Origin of the sequence: Dysgonomonas sp. UBA7630 (assembly GCF_002483985.1) — a bacterium.
GTDB lineage: Bacteria > Bacteroidota > Bacteroidia > Bacteroidales > Dysgonomonadaceae > Dysgonomonas.
Genome location: NZ_DLIY01000014.1, coordinates 24,818 through 45,331 on the forward strand (window position 1 = coordinate 24,818; position 20,514 = coordinate 45,331).

Below are 20,514 nucleotides of genomic sequence, written 5' to 3' on the forward strand. Positions count from 1 at the left end.
AATGCGAGATGCCTTTGCTTTTATAAAGATTTTTATTTTCTCTATTTTTATTTTTTAGTTGTCAGGCGTAATACTGTCAACGAATTACCAGGGAATAAACGTGTAAGTTTTTTCCCTGAGAATTTGAAATTCTCACTCTTAGGCGAAACTTTTGTGGGTTCGTCCAATGTGTTTTCATCAAAGGGACTAGCAGACGTCAATACTATAGCCTCCCCATTTCCTGTAAGCAAATCAGTACCCTTCAAGTCAATCTCAGTCTTTACACTTTTACCCGTAACATTCACGATTTTCAAAATAATATCGCCTGTTTTATCATCACGTGAAGCACTTGAGCAAAGACTTTTTACTTTCAGACTTTCATCAGCAGAGACTTCCTGTATAAGTTTACCGTCCAGATATGCTTTCACTGAAGTGCCGCGAAGCTCTATCTTCACGTCATACCAACGACCGGGTTCTACATTATAAGGCATACTTTCCGTTATCAAACCGACCTCTAACATGTTCACAGAGTTCGTAAATCCACCTAAATCCCACCGAGTACGCTCTCCTCTATTCTTATTGTGGAAATAAATTTGAAATCCATTTTCTCCTTCAATCTTACGAGCTTTCACTTTTATAGTGTAATCCGTCCAGAGGGTATCTCCCATATAAATAGTGGTATTTGGTGAAATTGCAGATTGTTTCAACACACCATTGGTTGCAGACCATTCACTGCTAGGTGTATGTTTCCATGTTTCATCTATTTTACTAAAATCTGGTTTGAATAGTACTTTACCATTCGGTGCTGTTACCTCCAAATCTTTGAACTCTGCCGAATTCAACCAAGTTCCCAATCCAATACAACCGCTCGAACGAGGCATCTCAACATTCGGGGCATAGTCTATATTAACGGGCAAATTTACTGTCCCTTGATTGGTTGCGAACATCTGCTGAACATAATAGCTTGGAATACCGAACCAACGATTATTATCAAAATTGATCAGGTTTACAGGCCATGCCTTATGCTTGGCATGACAAAAAAGTGGCGCATAAGCTGCCATAACCACGATATCAGAATTGCGTTCCATACCCGTCATCCAAGCTGCTTCACCGATAGCTCCACGTAGATTTCCATTCCCTGTACCACTTGTGACAGCATACTCTCCCACAAATATTTTAGAGCCATTGCGATCATAACTGTCATATTTATTTGAATTCCAAATAAACCAATCAGGATTGCTATAATAATGCTCATCCACGATTTGTGGTTTTGGATTTTTGGGATGTCCCCCAGCCCATTCGTTAGCAATTAAAACAATATCAGGGTATTTATCATGAATAGCCTTCACAAAGAGTTCCCAGCGTTCAGCATAAGGAGCCATTCCATTTTCATTACCTATCTCTAAATATTTCAAGTTGAATGGTTCGGGATGTCCGTTTTTGGCACGAATACTCCCCCATACAGAAGTGACAGGACCATTTGCATATTCAATCGCATCCAAAGCATCTTGTATCCATTGTCCCATCTGATCCATTGGAACCACCTCGCGGTGCGAAATACCGGCATTAATGCAAAATAAAGGTTCAGCGCCAAGATCTTCGGATAATTGTAAATATTCATGATACCCCAGGCTGTGTGTAGCATTATATCCCCAGATATTCCACAATGGAGTACGGGTATCTATATTACCGATAGTTTTTTTCCAATTGTTCATATGGGCTAAATCTTCGCCTTCTACCCAACAGCCTCCTGGGAAACGAAGAAAGGTAGGTTTTAAAGCGTTGATTGATTCAGCCAGGTCGATACGTAATCCACTGTTATTCCACGTTTTCTCAGGAATCAATGAAACCATATCCAGAAATAATTTGCCATTTCCACTACTTGAAATTTCAAGCCGGGCATTAGAGTCTCCTGCCGATGCTGTAAGTACGAGAGGATAATATTTCCATTCTGAAGTGATACCGTTTATTTCACCCGAAGCAAGAACATTTCCGTCTGCACTCACAATCTTTACTTGCAATGGGGTTTTTAGTCCGCCAACAGCGCAGGCAGCCAATTTGAACAAATATCGTTCACCACTAGCAACATGAATCCCCCAATAACCGTTATTTTCTAATTTGAAGGAGCCATCAAAATCGATAAGAAGTGACTTACGATTGTAAGGATTTAACGGTGGCACGGGTGGACTCGAATGAACATTGGCCTTAATGATACTAGCTGTTGATTTTTTTTGAGCCCCAATAAACTTCCAGTACTGTAATGTATCGGCATCTTCAAACGAACGGTTGCGAATCAGTTCTGCATACAACCCTCCATCAGCCGACAAGTTTATATCTTCGAAAAATATACCGAACAAAGTAGGCGAAATTGTATGTCCCGGTGTTCCGACATCAACAGTTATTTTAGCCGTCGAAGATTTCTGAGCATAAAGTTGCAAAAACGAAACAGATAAAGTCAGGCTCAAAAAGAGACAAGCTTTTCTAATTATTTTTGTTGTCATAATTCTAAATGATATAATTTCAGTTCTTGATATACTTTATCAAACGGGCTTTACACCTTCTTTTGTTTGTACAACTTTCTGAATCGTCCCATCCGGATTAAAATATAAATAATCTACACAAATAGAACGGCGATAGCTTCCTCCAGTAGGAAGAGCCCCGTTGTGATAAAAGAAATAAGTATTGCCTTTAAAGTCAAGAATTCCGGGATGAGTCGTAAAACTATTGGGTACATTATCTTGTATTATTCCTTTATATTCCCATGGTCCTTCAGGACTATTCGACATACAGTATTCGATCATCTCGGGTTTTGTACCTGCTCCTGCATAGATTAAATAATACATTCCATTTCTCTTGTAAAGCCACGGACCTTCAATATATCCTTCCGGCTTGAAAGCTGTGATCTCACTATCAAGTTCAATCATATTTTCTTTCAGTTTAGCCCATTTGCAACTGCCGTTTCCCCAATAGAGATAAGCTTGTCCATCATCATCTATAAATACAGCCGGATCAATATCATCCCATCCATGTTTCATATCTGTAGTCATTTCATTCACGACGAGGGCTTTTCCTATTGCATCCTTGAATGGTCCTATAGGACTATCAGAAACAGCGACACCTATTGCTGCGCCGCCTTTAGAATTTTCGTCACTTTTATGAAAAGTTGAGACATACCAATAGAATTTGCCATTACGTTCAACACAATGTGCAGCATAGGCATCGCCTGTAGCCCACGAAAATGTTGAAGGTGAAAGACATGATCCATGATCTTTCCAATTTACCATATCGGTAGACGAAAAAACATACCAGTCGGGCATTTTATAATTTGTATCTTGTTCGGTTGCACCATCGTGACCGGCATAAAGATATACTGTGCCATCGTGTACCAAAGGTGCAGGGTCGGCTGTAAACATGTGAGTGATAATTGGGTTTTGAGCATTAGTAGCTATCGCCAATGGCAAAACACCCAAGAAAAAAATCAAAGCTTTCTTTTTCATTAGATTATATTTTGTTGTTCCTTTAACAATTGTTTTTCACGTATATGATACTTGTCAATTATATTCATTTCTTACAATTCAATCTTTAGACTATTATTATTTTCGTATAACAATCTAATTATATCGTTACTTAAATAGCAACTCAGCAAATTGATTCAATGATCTTCTCCATGTCAACCATTCGTGGGATGTTCCCGGCGATTCGTAATAAACATGTTTAATTCCTGCTTTCTCGAATTCTTTATGAAAGTTATTTACGGTTTGATACATATTTGTCGGCTCGGCAGTTCCAATACTTAAATATATCAATTTCACTTTTTTGTTGAATGCATCAACGTCGGCCCAAACATTATTATACATTTTAGAAAAATCAGCGCCTTGTTCTATTATTCCGCCTCCGCTAAATCCGCCTACATAAGCAAATTTATCCAAATTTGTCATAGCAATCTGGAATGACTGAAACCCTCCCATCGATAAGCCTGCCATAGCTCGATGATCACGATCCGGAATAGTACGAAATTCTTTATCTACCAAAGGGATAATCTCGTTAATAAAAACTTTTTCCAATGCACTGTTCTGAAACAATCCTCTAAGCCCCTGAGGTGAATTAGCTGAAGATGCCGACGGATCTACAGCATAGCCGTTATCCATAACTACGATCATCGGCTTAGCTTTACCTTCTGCTATTAGATTATCCATAATTGCATCCATTTTGCCTTGGTTAGGCCATCCTGTTTCGTCTTCGCCTCCACCATGCTGTAAATAAAGTACGGGATATCTTTGCGAAGTATTTGTATCATATCCTGCCGGCGTATATACAAATGCTCTACGCCATGCTTTGGTCACATCTGAGAAGTAACGAATCTGCCTTATTTGTCCGTGAGGTACATTCTTTAAGTTATAGTAATCCACCCCTTCTTCCGGAATTTCAATCCCGCTTGCCATACGGCTCATACCATAAAAAGTACGACTTGCAGGATCACAAACCGCAACACCATCGATAAGGATAGAGTAATAATGAAATCCTTCAACAATAGGTTCGGTAGTAATTGCCCATGAACCTTCTTCTTCTCGAACCATGTCATATTTCTTTCCTAAATCCACTTGCACTCTTTTAGCATCAGGTGCTTTTATGCGAAATAACACTCTGTTCTCAGATAATATCTGAGGATATTGAGCCCCGGGAACATTTGTTGATGCAGGGATACCGACCTCTGCTTCTTCAGGAATATAGCTGTATTGTTCGATTAGATCAGCGGTCACAGGTTTAAAAAGCAATTGGGAGAACATATACAAGTTTTGCTTCCAAATATTAAAATCGTGATATCCATTCGGTATAACCTGATAAACATGAGGAACTTGATTTTTAGCTAAGTAGTCATGAGTACGCTTACTGAAGTTAAGTAATCCGTCTTTGTCTCCACAAGATATCCAAAGGAGCTTTAATTTTTTCTTTGCTTCATCTGGATTTGGGACTAACACTTCTGGAGCTTTAGTGTTTGGCGCAGAAGAAAAACCTCCTACCCATGCAAATGTATCAAGATTCCCGAGGCCAAAATTCAAAGATTGCCCCCCCCCCATCGATAAGCCGGCAAGCGCACGATTTTCCTGATTTTTCAACACAGGATAAGTTTTCTGGATAAAAGGAATGAGGTCATTTAACAAATCTTTCTCGAAAGTAGCAAATGCCTCTACTTTTGGTGCCTCCATTATATTTCCAATAGCACGATCATCTTTCATAGCACGTCCGTTGGGCAATACGACAATCATGGGTACTATTTTCTTATCAGCATACAAATTATCAAGAATTACTTGAGGCTGTCCATGGCTAAGCCACTCTTTTTCATCGCCTCCAATACCGTGCAATAAATACAATACAGGATATTGTTTGTTTTTAGAGTATCCGGGAGGAGTATAAACGAGCGCTTTTCTATTAGTATCTACGGTCTTAGAATAATAAGTTACCGTATCTATTTGTCCATGAGATATTCCAGTGCGGGGTACATCGTATCCATTCGGCGCACTTTTATAATTTTGACTGATAGCCCCGACAGTCAGTCCCCANNATAAATTTAAAAAGAAAATTTTTTTCATACTATATGATTTAGATTAAGTATATCAACTTATGCATAGAATAAAAACACTACGGTTAGGATTTATTTCACCTTAGAAACTATTTAGCGCTTGTACATTCATATTATTCGCTTTTAGCATATTCAAAATAGTCAATATCAACATACCCTCCAGCAGCTTTAGTGGCATAATTGTATATTGCAAAACGGTTGCCCATAAAATGTTTCAGGTTATAAATCATATGAAATTCGGTACCTAACTGTATCCAATTTTCTTTATCAACACTATAGAAAAAATTAGCATTATCGGTATTGAAATCACAATCCATACGTAAATATATCTTATCAACAGACAGATCAACTCTAGCTTTTTCTTGATCTCGGTCTGTCATAACAAGGTACTTTTTATTCCCTTCCATTACCACGGATATTAATCCCGGTTCTGCACAGTATGCTCCGAGCCCTGCAATATCTCCATCTTTCATATTCGAAATATCCATAGAAATAATACCACTACATTTTGGTCCCTCTGTCCTTTGTGATAAAATATTACGAGCTTCAAATATAGTTTCAACTACTTTACCTGTTTTCAATCTCATATAACCTGGACGTTCTGATAAAGACCACAGATTATTATCGGGATTATGATTCCATTGCCAGTTTAGAGCTAATTTATCATTATCGAAATTATCGCTTATAACTAACGGTGTTGCATTAAATCCTTGTATAGGCTTTTCCATTACTTTAGGTACTTTTCCTTCTTCATTACCTAGTATTGGCCAACCATCTTCCCAACGGCAAGGCATCAATACCGGCACGCGTCCTACAGCACCTCTGTCTTGAAACAAGAAACCATACCAATCTCCATCCTCTGTGTCAATAATAGCACCTTGTGCAACACCAGCACCGGGTCTATCCATAAAGTCCGACAATATTACTTTTGATTCATAAGGACCTCCGATCTGGTCTGAACGAAAGCATAATTGAGTACGAATGCCCCCCTGAGGCCACCAGATTAAAAACATATAATATTTATCGTTGTATTTATATAGATGAGTACCTTCCAACAGATTAGGAAAGCCATCTTCTTTTCCTTTGATTACAACGACATCAAGTCCGTCAGGTTTAATATCCGAAAGATCACTCTTCAATTCTGTTATGCGAATCTGACCGCTACCATACGCCAGATACACTTTACCATCATCGTCGAACAAAAGTGATGCATCATGGAAGTTTTTATCAAACTCGCTTATCTTCTTCCACTTGCCTGTAGGATCTTCTGTCTCATAAATATATGTTCGCTGAGGTCTGTTCGTAGCAAACAAAACATAAAATTTCCCATTATGATATCGAAGAGATGACGCCCATTGCCCTTGCCCATATATATTACCACCTTCTAAATCATACAAAGGGCTATCTTTAATTTCATCAAAAAGGTAACTTACAATTTCCCAATTAACAAGATCTTTCGATCGCATAATAGGAGCTCCGGGCATTAAATGCATAGTAGTACTAACCATATAGTAGTCACTACCAACTCTGATTATATCCATGTCAGGAACATCTGCATATATTACAGGATTCGTAAACTTATCTTTTTTGACTGAAGGTGTGTTTTTACACCCAGCCAAAGCTGATATAAATAAGGCTAATACTAAAATAATATTTTTCATATGGTAAATATTTAGATTATTTATTTTTCATATTTAGAATAAGGATTTTGATTATTCACATTGGTAGAGACCAAACCAACGGCATACTACAAAATTAAAACAAGCAAAGAGAAACAGAGACTATTGTTGTATACTATTACCCAAGTAAATGTCTTATCTATATTGTATTTGTTGCATATCCTTTCGCTATTGTTGCACACGATAAACACGGCCACTTATCTACAAGAATAATTATAGCCTCATTTTTAATCACATATAGACACTTCACATAAAAAATGACCTAGACACAAACATTATCGCCTCCTCCCCCAAAAACATGTGGCAGTAAATTTTATTACATCCGCAGCGAAATCAGAAATAAAAAATCTCTATTCGTTTTTAAGAAAAAAAATACAATTAGCTTACCAATTATTTACCGACATTCATATTTTTCTTTATTTCAACTCTCAACACTTCTTAAACAAAGGCCTCCTATATTTCAATTAATATTAAAGAACTCCTGCCGAAAAACAATATAATTTTAAAAGCAACAATATTCAAAAGAAATACAATTTCACACGAACCTAAAAACAACAATTTAAGACAGTTTTAATTCTAAAATTAAACAATAAGACAAAAACGAAAGGATATGCAACAAATACAATATAGATAAGACATTTACTTGGGTAATAGTATACAACAATAGTCTCTGTTTCTCTTTGCTTATTTTAATTTTGTTTAATACATATTGTACATAATCTTAGACTAAAATTAATCGGTTTTATATCGGTATGATGATAAAACTATCGATACTGAAAATCTATCATATATCATGAAAAATATAAAGTACATTCTATTAACGATCTGCTTATTTCCTTTGATTTTATTTGCTCAAGCGGATCAATTTGTATCCTTCTCTCACAAAGGGGATGCTTTCACACTGATAAAACCTTTTGTTGCTGCACCTATATTGATCGATAACAATATAGATTCCGGAATACTGAAAGCAATAGTCAACCTATCTGTGGATATAGATAAGGTAACAGGAGTATCTCCCATATTGAAATTAGATAAAGTGTCTGCCGAAGAAACTGTATTGCTGATCGGCACTATAGGTAAATCCAAGTACATTGATGATTTGGTAAAAAACAAAAAGATCAATGCCTCTGAATTGCAAGGGAAATATGAGAAATATCTGATTCAAACGGTACAAAATCCTTTCGAAGGAGTAAAGGAAGCCTTAGTTATAGCTGGTAGCGATAAACGAGGGACAATATATGGTATATACGAACTGTCTAAACAAATAGGAGTTTCTCCTTGGTATTATTGGGCAGATGTTCCGATAAAAAAACAACAGAATATATATATAAAGAGAGGAAAATATACAGAAGGAGAACCTGCTGTAAAATACAGAGGCATATTCCTGAATGATGAAGCCCCTGCCCTTAGTGGTTGGGCTAATGTAACATTTGGCGGCTTTAATAGTAAATTTTACGAGAAAGTTTTTGAGTTAATTCTTCGCCTGAAAGGCAATTTCCTCTGGCCGGCCATGTGGGGAAGCGCATTCTATGACGACGACCCTCAAAATGGAATTTTAGCAAACGAAATGGGGATTGTCATGAGTACATCTCACCACGAACCCATGGCTATGGCACAATCTGACTGGCATCGTTATGTAAAAAGAAATAACTTACCAAATATGTGGGATTATACTAAAAACACAAAAGCGCTACAAGAATCTTGGAGGTTCGGAATGAAGCGAGCTAAAGACTGGGAAAAAGTAGTAACAGTGGGCATGCGAGGCGATGGAGACGAAGCAATGAGCGAAGATACAAACATAGCTTTACTCGAAAAAATAGTGAAGGATCAACGAAAAATAATAAGCGAAATTACAGGAAAGAAACCAGAGGAAACGCCTCAAGTTTGGGCTCTGTATAAAGAAGTACAAGACTATTACGATCAAGGTATGCGAGTGCCTGATGACGTCACACTCCTTTTTTGTGACGACAATTGGGGAAATGTACGAAAACTTCCCGAAATCAACTCGAAACCGCATAAAGGAGGATATGGAATGTACTATCACTTCGATTATGTAGGCGCTCCCCGAAACTCGAAGTGGATCAATATAAATCCGATACAACGTGTATGGGAACAGATGAATCTTACTTACACACATGGAGTAGATCGTATATGGGTTGTTAATGTAGGAGATCTTAAACCAATGGAATATCCAATCAGTTTCTTCCTCGATATGGCATGGAATCCCAGCCAATTCAATCCGCATAACCTTTTGGATCATACAGAAAAGTGGTGCGAACAGCAATTTGGAAGTAAATATGCAAAAGAAGCGGCACGATTGATTAATCTTTACTCAAAATACAATAGACGTGTTACTCCTGAACTATTAAATGATAAGACTTACAGCCTTGAAAATTATAACGAATTTGAGACTGTAATGAACGATTATCGCAATCTGGTAATCGATGCTATGCGTTTATATTACCTCATGCCGAGTGAATATAAAGATGTATTCGATCAGCTGGTATTGTTCCCAATCAATGCATGTTCCAATCTTTATGAAATGTATTATGCTCAAGCAAAGAATAAATTGTATGCAGCTAAAAAAGATGTACAGGCTAATTATTGGGCAGATAAAGTAAAAGATTGTTTTAAGAGGGATTCATTACTGACTGTCCATTACAATCAGACTATAGCCGGAGGTAAATGGCCGCATATGATGGATCAGGTACGTATAGGATATAGAAGCTGGAACAATCCACCTAAAAGCATTATGCCTAAGGTAGAATACATAATGCAGACAGCAGACTATAAGGACAAAGTTTTTGTCGAGAAAAACGGTTATGTTTCTATTGAAGCGGGCAATTACAGTCGCTTGAATAATTCAGACAAGATACATTGGGAGATGATACCGGATATGGGGAAGACAAAATCAGCCATGACTACTTTCCCTCAAAATATCTATCCAAAAGAAAATGATAATATCTATATCGAGTATGACATTGATTTCGAATCAACAGGAGACTTTAATGTACATCTATTACTTTCTCCGACATTGAACTTCAATGCGAATAAAGGGCTTCGTTATGCAATCTCATTTGATGGTAGGAATGAACAAATCGTAAATTTCAACGGACATTACAAAGGCGAGCTTGGTCTATGGCAGGCAGAAGCTATAATTAAATCGACCACAAAGCATACGATAACGGGAAAAGGAAAACACACTCTCCGATTCCGCGTATTAGAACCGGGCATTGTTCTACAAAAAATATTAATAGATACTGGAGGTCTGAAACCGTCGTACTTAGGTGCACCTGAAAGCGAATTGAAATAAAGTTTAATAATATGCAAAGTAAAAATATTGTAAAATTCTGTTTGATTGTACTATTCATTTTGGGTTTTGGTATACAATCAAGTGCGAAAGTAAAATTACCTCGCCTGATTAGCGACGGAATGATACTTCAAAGAGATACCCCTGTCAAAGTATGGGGCTGGGCATCACCTAAAGAATCTGTAATTGTAAAATTTCGAGGAGAAACATATAAGACAAAAGCGGATAAAAATGGAGATTGGACAGTTATTTTGCCGGCACAAAAAGCAGGGGAACCTTCCGAAATACAGATAAATGACATCATAGTTAAAAACATTTTATTTGGAGATGTTTGGTTATGTTCTGGGCAATCTAACATGGAATTACCGATCAGACGAACACTCGATTTGTACCGTGAAGAAGTAAAGGCGATTAATAATCCGTATATAAGACTTTTCCGTATGCCAAACAATTATGCATTCGGGGAGCCACTTATTGATTACAAAGGAGGAGAATGGAAAGATGCTTCGCAGGCAAACATCATGGAATTTTCGGCTACAGCGTACTTTTTTGCAAAAGAGCTGTATGACAAGTACAAAATTCCAATAGGACTTATAAGTACTGCCATTGGTGGCACTCCTGTTGAAGCTTGGATCAGTGGCGAGACTATAAAGAAATATCCTGAGCTGAATGCTGAAGCAGAAAAGTTTGCAACAATAGGATTTATCGAAGAAACAAAAAAAAGAGAACAAAAAGAAAGACTTGAAGGATGGTCTGGCATCAGACCAATTGACAAAGGTGCTGGTAGCTGGCATAAAGAAGGTATTGATATATCGGAATGGAAAGATTATTATCTCCCGGGCTCTTGGAGAGAAAAAGACATGGAAGTAAATAGAAGTGTCATCTGGTTTCGTAAAGAGTTTGAACTAACAAAAGATGAAGCAGCCCAAGCAGCAATCTTACGCTTAGGATATATAATAGATTCAGACTCAACCTTTGTTAACGGGCAACTTGTTGGTACAACAAGTTATCAATATCCGCCGCGTATCTATAATGTTCCCGAAGGAATACTTAAAGCCGGGAAAAATACGGTTGCGATAAGAGTTGTTACCAATAGAGGAGGTGCATTTATGGAAGAAAAGCCATATAAGATAATTCTGAGTGACAGGACAATTGATTTGACTGGAGAATGGAAATATCGTGTCGGAATAGAAAATCTTCCTATAGAAGGCGGTTTTACTTCTTATCAGGATAAACCTACCGCACTGTATAACGGCATGATTGCTCCATCAAACAACTATAAGATCAAAGGTGTAATCTGGTATCAAGGTGAGTCGAACATAAGCAGGGCAAAAGAATACGAAGCCTTATTTAAGGATTTGATCAAAGATTGGAGAATCCAACGAAATGAACCGGAACTACCATTTATATACGCTCAACTGCCGGAACTTAATAGAGCAAACAAATATCCTTCGGAGAGTGGCATGGCCGAACTTAGAGAAGCGCAAAGAAAAGCCTTGAGTTTACCATATACAGGTATGGCTGTCACATTAGGACTCGGTGACTGGAACGATATTCACCCACAAAACAAAAAAGGAGTGGGTCATCGTTTGGCTTTGGAAGCTGAACGTGTAGCTTATGGTGACACCACAATTGTAAGCAAAGGTCCACAATTGGAAAGCTTCGAGGTTAAAGGTAATAATATCATTCTCACTTTCTCTTCTGTAGGATCTGGTCTATATTCCAACCAGGTGCTTAACGGATTCACTGTTGCAGGGGCAGATAATAGGTATGTTTGGGCAGAAGCGGCTGTAATAAACAAAAACACAATAAAAGTATGGAGTAATCAGGTGCAACAACCTGTATCTGTACGATATGGCTGGGCTGATAATCCCGAAGGAGCCAACCTGAAGAATAAGGAAGGTCTTCCCGCATCTTCATTCCAAGTTGAATTAATAAAAAATAAATAAAACATACAATGGAATCAACATCACAAGGTAAAGCCGAATCAAAAGGTTTTTACAAATTATCGGGAATACAACGCATTGGATTCGGCTCAGGCGATTTAGCCCAAAACCTTATCTATCAGACGGTATCGATGTACCTTCTCATTTTCTACACAAATGTATTCGGCATTTCTGCTGCCGCAGCAGGCATCATGTTTCTTATAGTACGTATTGTTGACGTAATCTGGGATCCTATAGTGGGTGCATTCGTGGACAAACACAATCCTAAATTAGGGAAATACCGTTCTTATCTGGTGCTTGGAGGCGTACCGCTTACCGGCTTTGCCATCCTTTGTTTTTGGAATGGATTTTCGGGATCATTGCTCTATGCCTATATCACGTATGTTGGTTTATCGATGCTTTATACCCTTATAAATGTTCCTTATGGAGCGTTGAATGCCTCACTTACACGCGATACAGATGAAATCACCAAACTAACTTCGGTGCGTATGTTTATGGCAAATCTGGGAGGACTGGCGGTAGGCTATGGAATACCTATTCTTGTAAAGTTCTTCTCATCCGACGGGAAAATTAATTCGCCGGAATCTGCCAACGCATGGTTTATCACAATGACTATCTATGCCATAGCCGGATTAACCTTATTAATTTTCTGCTTTACACAGACCAAAGAACGGGTCGTAATGGCAGAAAAAGAAACAGAAAATGTAAAAGTTTCCGACTTGTGGATAGAATTTAAACATAATCGTCCTCTGAGAATATTGGCTTTTTTCTTCATCACAGCTTTTGCTATGATGGCAATCGGCAATTCAGCCGGGTCGTATTATATGATTTACAACGTGCAGGCTCCCGATATGCTTCCATACTTTATGGCTTTAGGATCTATCCCTGCCTTTATCTTTATGCCGATGGTACCTGCCATCAAAAGAGCAATCGGCAAAAAGCAAATGTTCTATGTATTTCTAACAGTTGCCATTATCGGTATGGGGTTACTATATGCCATTTCGGTAATACCTGCGCTTAAGACTCAAGTCTGGCTGGTCTTTATTGCCCAATTCATCAAATCGACAGGAATAATTGTTGCTACGGGTTATATGTGGGCTCTGGTTCCGGAAGTAATATCGTATGGAGAACATACAACAGGTAAAAGAATTTCAGGAATAGTCAATGCATTGACAGGTATCTTCTATAAGGCAGGAATGGCCTTAGGTGGTGTTGTTCCGGGGCTTGTTTTGGCATTTGTCGGATTCGACAAAGACAACGAAGTTACCCAATCGGCCTTTGCCGAACAAGGTATTTTATGGCTTGTTGCTGTCATACCTGCAATACTTCTTCTTTTAGCCATGTTCATTATATCCCGATATGAGCTGGAAGATAATGTAATCGACAAAATAAACATGGAGATTGAAGAGAGACATTTGAAATAAAAATAACGCTATAAAACATTTTAGTATGAAAAAAAACATCTATTATTTTCTCATTTCTTTATTGCTGATGACAGCATTTGCCTGTAGTGCAAAAAGTAATAAAGAAATAAAAAATGAACCGTCACTAAAAGGAGCCCTAAAAGGAAAATTTTATATAGGGACAGCTCTTAATCTAACCCAGATACATGGGAAAGATACCGCATCGATAAATATTGTGAAAAACGAATTCGATGCCATAGTAGCAGAAAACTGTATGAAAAGTATGTTTCTACAACCCAAAGAAGGTGAATTTTTCTTTGAAGATGCTGATAAGTTTGTAGAATTTGGAGAACAAAACAATCTTTATATTACAGGACATTGTCTAATTTGGCATTCACAAGCCCCATCGTGGTTCTTCGTAGATAATGATGGAAAAGACGTATCAGCTGAAGTTCTTAAACAACGCATGAAAAATCATATCACGACAGTAGTGTCTCGCTACAAAGGACGTATAAAAGGTTGGGATGTGGTGAATGAAGCGATTATGGAAGATGGATCATATCGTAAAAGTAAGTTTTACACAATTTTGGGAGAAGAGTTTATTCCTTTGGCTTTCCAATATGCTCATGAGGCTGACCCTGATGCTGAACTGTATTATAACGACTATAACGAATGGCATAAAGGCAAACGTGAAGCTATTATCAATTTGATAAAATCGTTTAAGGAAAAAAATATACGAATCGACGCTGTTGGTATGCAAGGTCATTTTGGCATGGATGGACCAAGTCTGGAAGAATATCAGGCAACTATTGATGATTATACTTCAACAGGTGTAAAGGTTATGGTTACAGAATTAGATCTTAGTGCCCTACCCTCTCCTCGCCGCAACACAGGAGCAAACATCTCTGATATAGAAGCATATAATCAGAAAATGAATCCATATACAACCGGACTACCTGATTCTGTTTCAGTAGCGTGGACAGAGCGCATGGGTAGTTTCTTTAAGCTCTTTATAGATAATAAGGAAAAAATAACCCGTGTCACCTTATGGGGTGTAAGCGATGTAGATTCATGGAAAAACGATTTTCCAATGAAGGGTCGTACCGACTATCCTTTATTGTTTGACAGACAATATAAGGCTAAACCTGTTGTTCAGGAAATCATCAAGATAGCCGGTCTTCCTGAAGAGAAAAGATAAGCAAAAATAATAAGCATCATTATCTAATAAAAAAAATGAAACAAGCACGATATTTATTTCCGAAGGATTATATGGCTGACCCATCTGCACATGTATTCGAAGGTAAGATTTACATTTATCCTTCCCACGATTGGGAAAGTGGCATTGCAGAAAATGACAACGGAGATCATTTTAATATGAAAGATTATCATGTCTTCTCGTTGGAAGATGTGGAAAACGGAGAGGTAACCGATCATGGAGTTGTTCTTTCAGTGGAAGATATTCCCTGGTCTGGTCGTCAGCTATGGGATAGCGATACGGCTTTTAAGGACGGTAAGTATTACTTGTATTTCTCAATGAAAGACAAAAATGATATTTTCCGTTTGGGAGTAGCCGTTAGCGATAAACCTTACGGGCCATTTATACCACAGGATAACCCAATAAAAGGAAGTTATAGTATAGACCCTTGTGTATTTGAGGAAAACGGACAATACTATATCTATTTCGGAGGCATCTGGGGCGGGCAGCTGCAACGCTATCGCAAAAATAAAGCATTGGAGTGCGCTGCTTTCCCGGCTGAAAATGAACCCGCTTTGTGTGGAAAAGTAGCACGCCTGAGAGATGACATGCTTGAGTTTGACGAAGAGCCTCGAGATGTGATTATTCTTGATGAACATGGCAATCCATTGACGCAAGGTGACACCAATCGACGATTCTTTGAAGCCTCGTGGTTGCACAAATATAATGGAAAATATTACTTCTCGTATTCTACAGGAGATACGCACCTTCTATGCTATGCTATAGGCGACAACCCTTACGGACCTTTCACTTATAGTGGCGTAGTACTCACCCCTGTAGTAGGCTGGACAACGCATCACAGCATTGTCGAATACAAAGGCAAATGGTATCTTTTCCATCATGACTCTGTGCCCTCGAGCGGAAAAACATGGCTTAGAAGTATGAAAGTTATCGAACTGGAATATAACAATGATGGTACAATTAAAACAATAGAAGGGTTAGAAAGCTATTAGTTTATTTTAGGTTTAAAGGTTTTAGGTTAATTTTTTGGACTCTTAGTTTTCTGGCAAGGGCGAATGAATATTCGCCCTTGTATTTAATATTAAAAGGATTAATATGACAATCAGATACATTTCAATCTTTATTATTTTTATTTTATCATCTCTCTTATCATGGGCTGAAGACGGGAGCCGCTTATGGCTACGCTACCCTGAAATAAAGCAAAAAGAGAAATCGATACTATCATCACATAGTAGCCCTACTATCAATATTGCTTTGGATGAATTATCAAATCATTGGCAAGGACAGACCATAGAGTTACAGTTAAATAAAAAACTCAAGCACCTTAAAGATGGATATAGTATTAAGTCTAATAATCAGAAAATTATTATTTCAGCAGCTTCTGATGTCGGGCTACTATATGGATCATATTGTTTATTACGATTGCAACAAACAGGAGCAGATTTAACTACTTTAGATATAGAAGAACTGCCCTCTTACGATATACGTATCCTCAATCACTGGGATAATCTGGACGGAACTATCGAACGTGGATATTCGGGTTATTCGTTATGGAAATGGGAGGAACTGCCCAATACACTTTCTCCACGATATAAAGAATATGCTCGGGCGAATGCTTCGATAGGGATTAACGGAACTGTACTGAATAATGTTAATGCTTCTCCTAATATTCTAAAGAAAGATTATTTGGAAAAAGTAAAAGCTTTAGCTGACATCTTCCGTCCCTATGGACTTAAAGTTTATCTCTCTGTAAATTTCTCTTCTCCTAAGGTATTGGAAGGTCTATCCGATTCTGATCCATTAAACCCGGAGGTGCAGAAGTGGTGGAAAGCCAAAGCCAAAGAAATCTATTCACTAATCCCCGATTTCGGAGGGTTTCTGGTAAAAGCTAATTCTGAAGGGCAACCCGGACCTCAAGATTACGGACGAACCCATGCCGATGGCGCCAATATGCTGGCCGATGTACTCAAGCCATACAAGGGTATAGTTATGTGGCGAGCATTTGTATATAATCCGAGCATGGAAGACCGGGCAAAACAGGCATATCAGGAGTTTGTACCATTGGATGGACAATTTCGGGATAACGTCATTATTCAGATAAAGAACGGCCCTATCGATTTTCAACCACGTGAACCATTCAATCCTTTGTTTGGTGCACTGCGTAAGACTCCGGCAATGGTAGAATTTCAGATAACACAAGAGTATCTCGGTTTTTCTAACCATCTTGCATATCTGGCTACTATGTTCAAGGAAACTCTTGACAGCGACACATATTCGGATGGGAAAGGTTCTACGGTAGCCAAAATAACAGACGGAACATTACGTCCGGCTAAAACAACGGCCATATCGGCTGTAGCTAATATAGGTGAAGATACAAACTGGTGTGGACATCATTTTGCACAGGCAAACTGGTATGCATTCGGACGTTTGGCTTGGAACCATCAACTTTCTTCAAACCAAATAGCTGATGAATGGATAAGAATGTCATTCTCCGATAATAACGAATTTGTTGAGCCGGTAAAAAATATGATGCTGAATTCCAGGGAAACCATTGTTGACTATATGATGCCTTTGGGACTTCACCATATTTTTGCCGAAAACCATCATTACGGACCTGAACCTTGGTTGTCGGAAGCAGGTAGAGAAGACTGGACTTCTGTATACTATCACAAAGCGGATACTATAGGGCTCGGTTTTAATCGTACAACAACGGGGAGTGATGCCGTGTCCCATTATTTTCCTCCTTTGAATAATATTTATAATGACATATCAACCTGTCCTGAGAATTTACTCTTGTGGTTTCATCATGTTCCCTGGAATTATAAGATGAATGACGGTAAAACGATGTGGGATGCTCTTTGTTATAAGTATGATTCGGGTGTACAGCAGGTAAGAGAGTATCAGAAGGTTTGGGATAGAATGGAGCAATATATAGACTACAGACGTTTCGAAGAGGTTCAATCTAAATTAAAAATTCAGGCTCGAGATGCCGTATGGTGGAGAGATGCTTGTTTGTTATATTTCCAGACATTCTCAAAAAAGCCTATCCCCTATGAGCTTGAACGTCCTATATATGAACTTGATGACCTGATGAAAATAAAACTAGATATGAAACACCATAATTAACTGGAAAATGAAAAAGACATGGAGGTGGTTCGGGAAAAAAGATAAGATTACACTGCCTATGTTAAGGCAAATCGGAGTCGAAGGAATTGTTACTGCATTGCATGATATACCGAACGGTGAAGTATGGTCGTCGGAAGCAATCAATGATCTGAATAACTATATAGAAGAAGTCGGGCTGTACTGGTCTGTTGTAGAAAGCCTGCCTGTTAGCGAAGCTATTAAATATGGAGGAGATAATAGGGATTTATTGATAGATAATTATATTACAAGTCTCAGAAACCTTGGAGAAGTGGGTATTAAGACTGTTTGCTACAACTTTATGCCCGTTATAGACTGGATTCGCACAGATCTCATGTATCCATGGTCTGACGGTACTTTCTCTCTCTATTTTGATAAGACACGTTTCGCTTACTTTGATTGCATGATCCTTAAACGGGAAGGTGCAAAAGAGGATTACCCAAAAGAAGAAATGGATAAGGTCTACCAACTGGATAAGGTTATAACAGAACATGAAAAAGAACAGTTGATAGACACTATCATTGTAAAGACACAGGGTTTTATCAATGGTAATATAAAGGACGGGGATAAAAATCCTGTTGCTATTTTTAAAACACTTTTAGCATTGTACAATGGGATAGATCAAAAAGCACTAAGAGAAAACTTAAAATACTTTTTAGAGTGTATAATGCCTGTCTGTGACGAATACGGTATTAAGATGTGTATTCATCCAGACGATCCGCCATATCCGGTATTGGGTTTACCCCGTATTGTTTCTAACAGAGAAGATATTGAATGGATATTAAATGCTGTTAACAATCCACATAATGGACTTACATTTTGTGCAGGATCGCTAAGTTCTGGAATACACAATAATGTTCCGGAACTGGCTCGTCAATTTGCATCGCGTACACGCTTCGTACATTTAAGGAGTACAAATATCCTTTCGGATGGTAATTTTATCGAAGCACCACATCTGGAAGGACGGGGACATCTAATAGAATTGGTGCGTATTTTTGAAAAAGAAAATCCGTTACTGCCCATGAGAGTAGATCATGGCAGACTAATGCTAGATGATGCTGATAAAGGCTATAATCCAGGTTACTCATTCTATGGGCGCATGTATGCCCTAGCACAGATGGATGGAGTAATAGAAACTATAAAAAACGAATTGAACAGATGACAGATATTAATACAAAAACAAAAGAGAATCTCTTTTGTATAGAAGGTAAAGTTGCGATTGTAACAGGAGGATACGGAGTATTAGGCGGCAGTATCTCCAGGCACCTTGCACAACAAGGAGCAGATGTTGTAATACTGGGACGTAACGAAGATAAAGGAAATGCTCTTGTTAAGGAAATTAATGAAAATGGAGGTAAATCTTTATTCATCAAATGCGATGTGATGGATAAAAATCAGTTGATAGAAAGCCGAGAAAAGATACTCAGCATATATGGCAAATTAGATATTCTCGTTAACGCAGCAGGTGGTAATGTTCCGGGAGCAACATTAGCTCCTGATCAGGATTTTTATACAATGAAAACAACGGATTGGGAAAAAGTTATAAAGCTCAATATGGACGGTACTGTTTTTCCAAGTCTGATATTTTCAAAAGTTATGGCTGAACAAGGAAGTGGAAATATTATAAATGTCTCTTCCATGGCTGCATATTCTGCAATAAGTCGTGTTCCCGGCTATTCGGCAGCAAAAGCAGCAATAAGTAACTTCACACAGTGGATGGCTACCGAAATGGCTCTGAAATATGGAGATAAGATCAGGGTAAATGCTATTGCTCCTGGATTTTTTATCGGAGACCAAAACCGTGCTGTACTTATCAATCCTGACGGTTCTTTAACAGAGAGAAGTAAAAAGGTATTGGCTAAAACCCCAATGGGACGTTTCGGAGATATTACAGAACTAAACGGAGTTGTACAGTTTCTATGCAGTGATGCAGCTAATTTTATAACCGGAGTAGTGCTTCCTGTCGATGGTGGGTTTAGTGCTTACAGTGGGGTTTAAATATTTAGATTGTAGTACAATCAGCCTTTTTGGTTTGTAATACAAAAGCGAATTATAAAACCAACTGTATAATCTTCTATAAAAGATTTAATCCTGCCAGTGTTATTCTTGGCAGGATTATTTATCTATATATGGGTTAGTCGAATGAAAAAGTAACAAGGAAATATATACAATAACCTGTTACTTTTGTCACCTTTGTCACCTTTTTCGCATATCTACTTACAGTTAAATAAATTAGCAAACTAAATTTCAAAAGGC

The 20,514-nt window shown here is 38.1% G+C and carries 12 protein-coding genes; 8 read left to right on the forward strand and 4 right to left on the reverse strand.

Annotated features, from left to right (window positions below; all coding sequences use genetic code 11):
* Positions 1-47 precede the first annotated feature (47 nt).
* The 4 genes from B3P17_RS05180 to B3P17_RS05195 all read right to left on the reverse strand — a co-directional run bounded on the left by B3P17_RS05180 (position 48) and on the right by B3P17_RS05195 (position 7,221).
* On the reverse strand, positions 48-2,480 hold the full coding sequence (locus tag B3P17_RS05180; protein WP_291104130.1) for an alpha-L-arabinofuranosidase C-terminal domain-containing protein: 2,433 nt from the start codon (positions 2,478-2,480) through the stop codon (positions 48-50).
* Positions 2,481-2,519: 39 nt separating this feature from the next.
* Positions 2,520-3,476 (reverse strand): glycoside hydrolase family 43 protein, encoded by a 957-nt coding sequence (locus B3P17_RS05185; protein WP_291104133.1) that lies wholly within the window; start codon positions 3,474-3,476, stop codon positions 2,520-2,522.
* Positions 3,477-3,602: 126 nt separating this feature from the next.
* Positions 3,603-5,570, reverse strand: coding sequence for an alpha/beta hydrolase-fold protein (locus B3P17_RS05190; RefSeq protein ID WP_291104136.1), 1,968 nt, complete (start codon positions 5,568-5,570; stop codon positions 3,603-3,605).
* A gap of 103 nt (positions 5,571-5,673) precedes the next feature.
* Positions 5,674-7,221, reverse strand: coding sequence for a glycoside hydrolase 43 family protein (locus B3P17_RS05195; protein ID WP_291104139.1), 1,548 nt, complete (start codon positions 7,219-7,221; stop codon positions 5,674-5,676).
* An 811-nt stretch (positions 7,222-8,032) separates the two neighbouring features.
* On the opposite strand from B3P17_RS05195, the gene B3P17_RS05200 reads away from it, so the two are divergent.
* The 8 genes from B3P17_RS05200 (at position 8,033) to B3P17_RS05235 (ending at position 20,256) form a co-directional block, all read left to right on the forward strand.
* Positions 8,033-10,552: a glycosyl hydrolase 115 family protein gene (locus B3P17_RS05200; protein WP_291104142.1), complete on the forward strand. Its 2,520-nt coding sequence runs from the start codon at positions 8,033-8,035 to the stop codon at positions 10,550-10,552.
* 11 nt (positions 10,553-10,563) lie between these two features.
* Positions 10,564-12,498 carry a sialate O-acetylesterase gene (locus tag B3P17_RS05205; protein WP_291104145.1) on the forward strand — a complete coding sequence of 645 codons (1,935 nt, stop codon included), beginning with the start codon at positions 10,564-10,566 and terminating at the stop codon, positions 12,496-12,498.
* 8 nt (positions 12,499-12,506) lie between these two features.
* Positions 12,507-13,919 (forward strand): MFS transporter, encoded by a 1,413-nt coding sequence (locus B3P17_RS05210; protein WP_291104148.1) that lies wholly within the window; start codon positions 12,507-12,509, stop codon positions 13,917-13,919.
* A gap of 25 nt (positions 13,920-13,944) precedes the next feature.
* The gene (locus B3P17_RS05215) at positions 13,945-15,096 is read left to right on the forward strand and encodes an endo-1,4-beta-xylanase (RefSeq protein ID WP_409517028.1); all 1,152 of its coding nucleotides are present in this window, start codon (positions 13,945-13,947) and stop codon (positions 15,094-15,096) included.
* Positions 15,097-15,131: 35 nt separating this feature from the next.
* Positions 15,132-16,106, forward strand: coding sequence for a glycoside hydrolase family 43 protein (locus tag B3P17_RS05220; RefSeq protein WP_291104151.1), 975 nt, complete (start codon positions 15,132-15,134; stop codon positions 16,104-16,106).
* Between the two features lie 103 nt (positions 16,107-16,209).
* Entirely contained in the window at positions 16,210-18,240 is a 2,031-nt protein-coding gene (locus tag B3P17_RS05225; RefSeq protein ID WP_291104153.1) for an alpha-glucuronidase, read from the forward strand.
* A gap of 7 nt (positions 18,241-18,247) precedes the next feature.
* Positions 18,248-19,420: a mannonate dehydratase gene (gene uxuA, locus B3P17_RS05230; protein WP_291104157.1), complete on the forward strand. Its 1,173-nt coding sequence runs from the start codon at positions 18,248-18,250 to the stop codon at positions 19,418-19,420.
* Positions 19,417-20,256: an SDR family oxidoreductase gene (locus B3P17_RS05235; RefSeq protein ID WP_291104159.1), complete on the forward strand. Its 840-nt coding sequence runs from the start codon at positions 19,417-19,419 to the stop codon at positions 20,254-20,256. The genes uxuA and B3P17_RS05235 overlap by 4 nt, the downstream gene beginning before the upstream one ends.
* Positions 20,257-20,514: the final 258 nt, after the last annotated feature.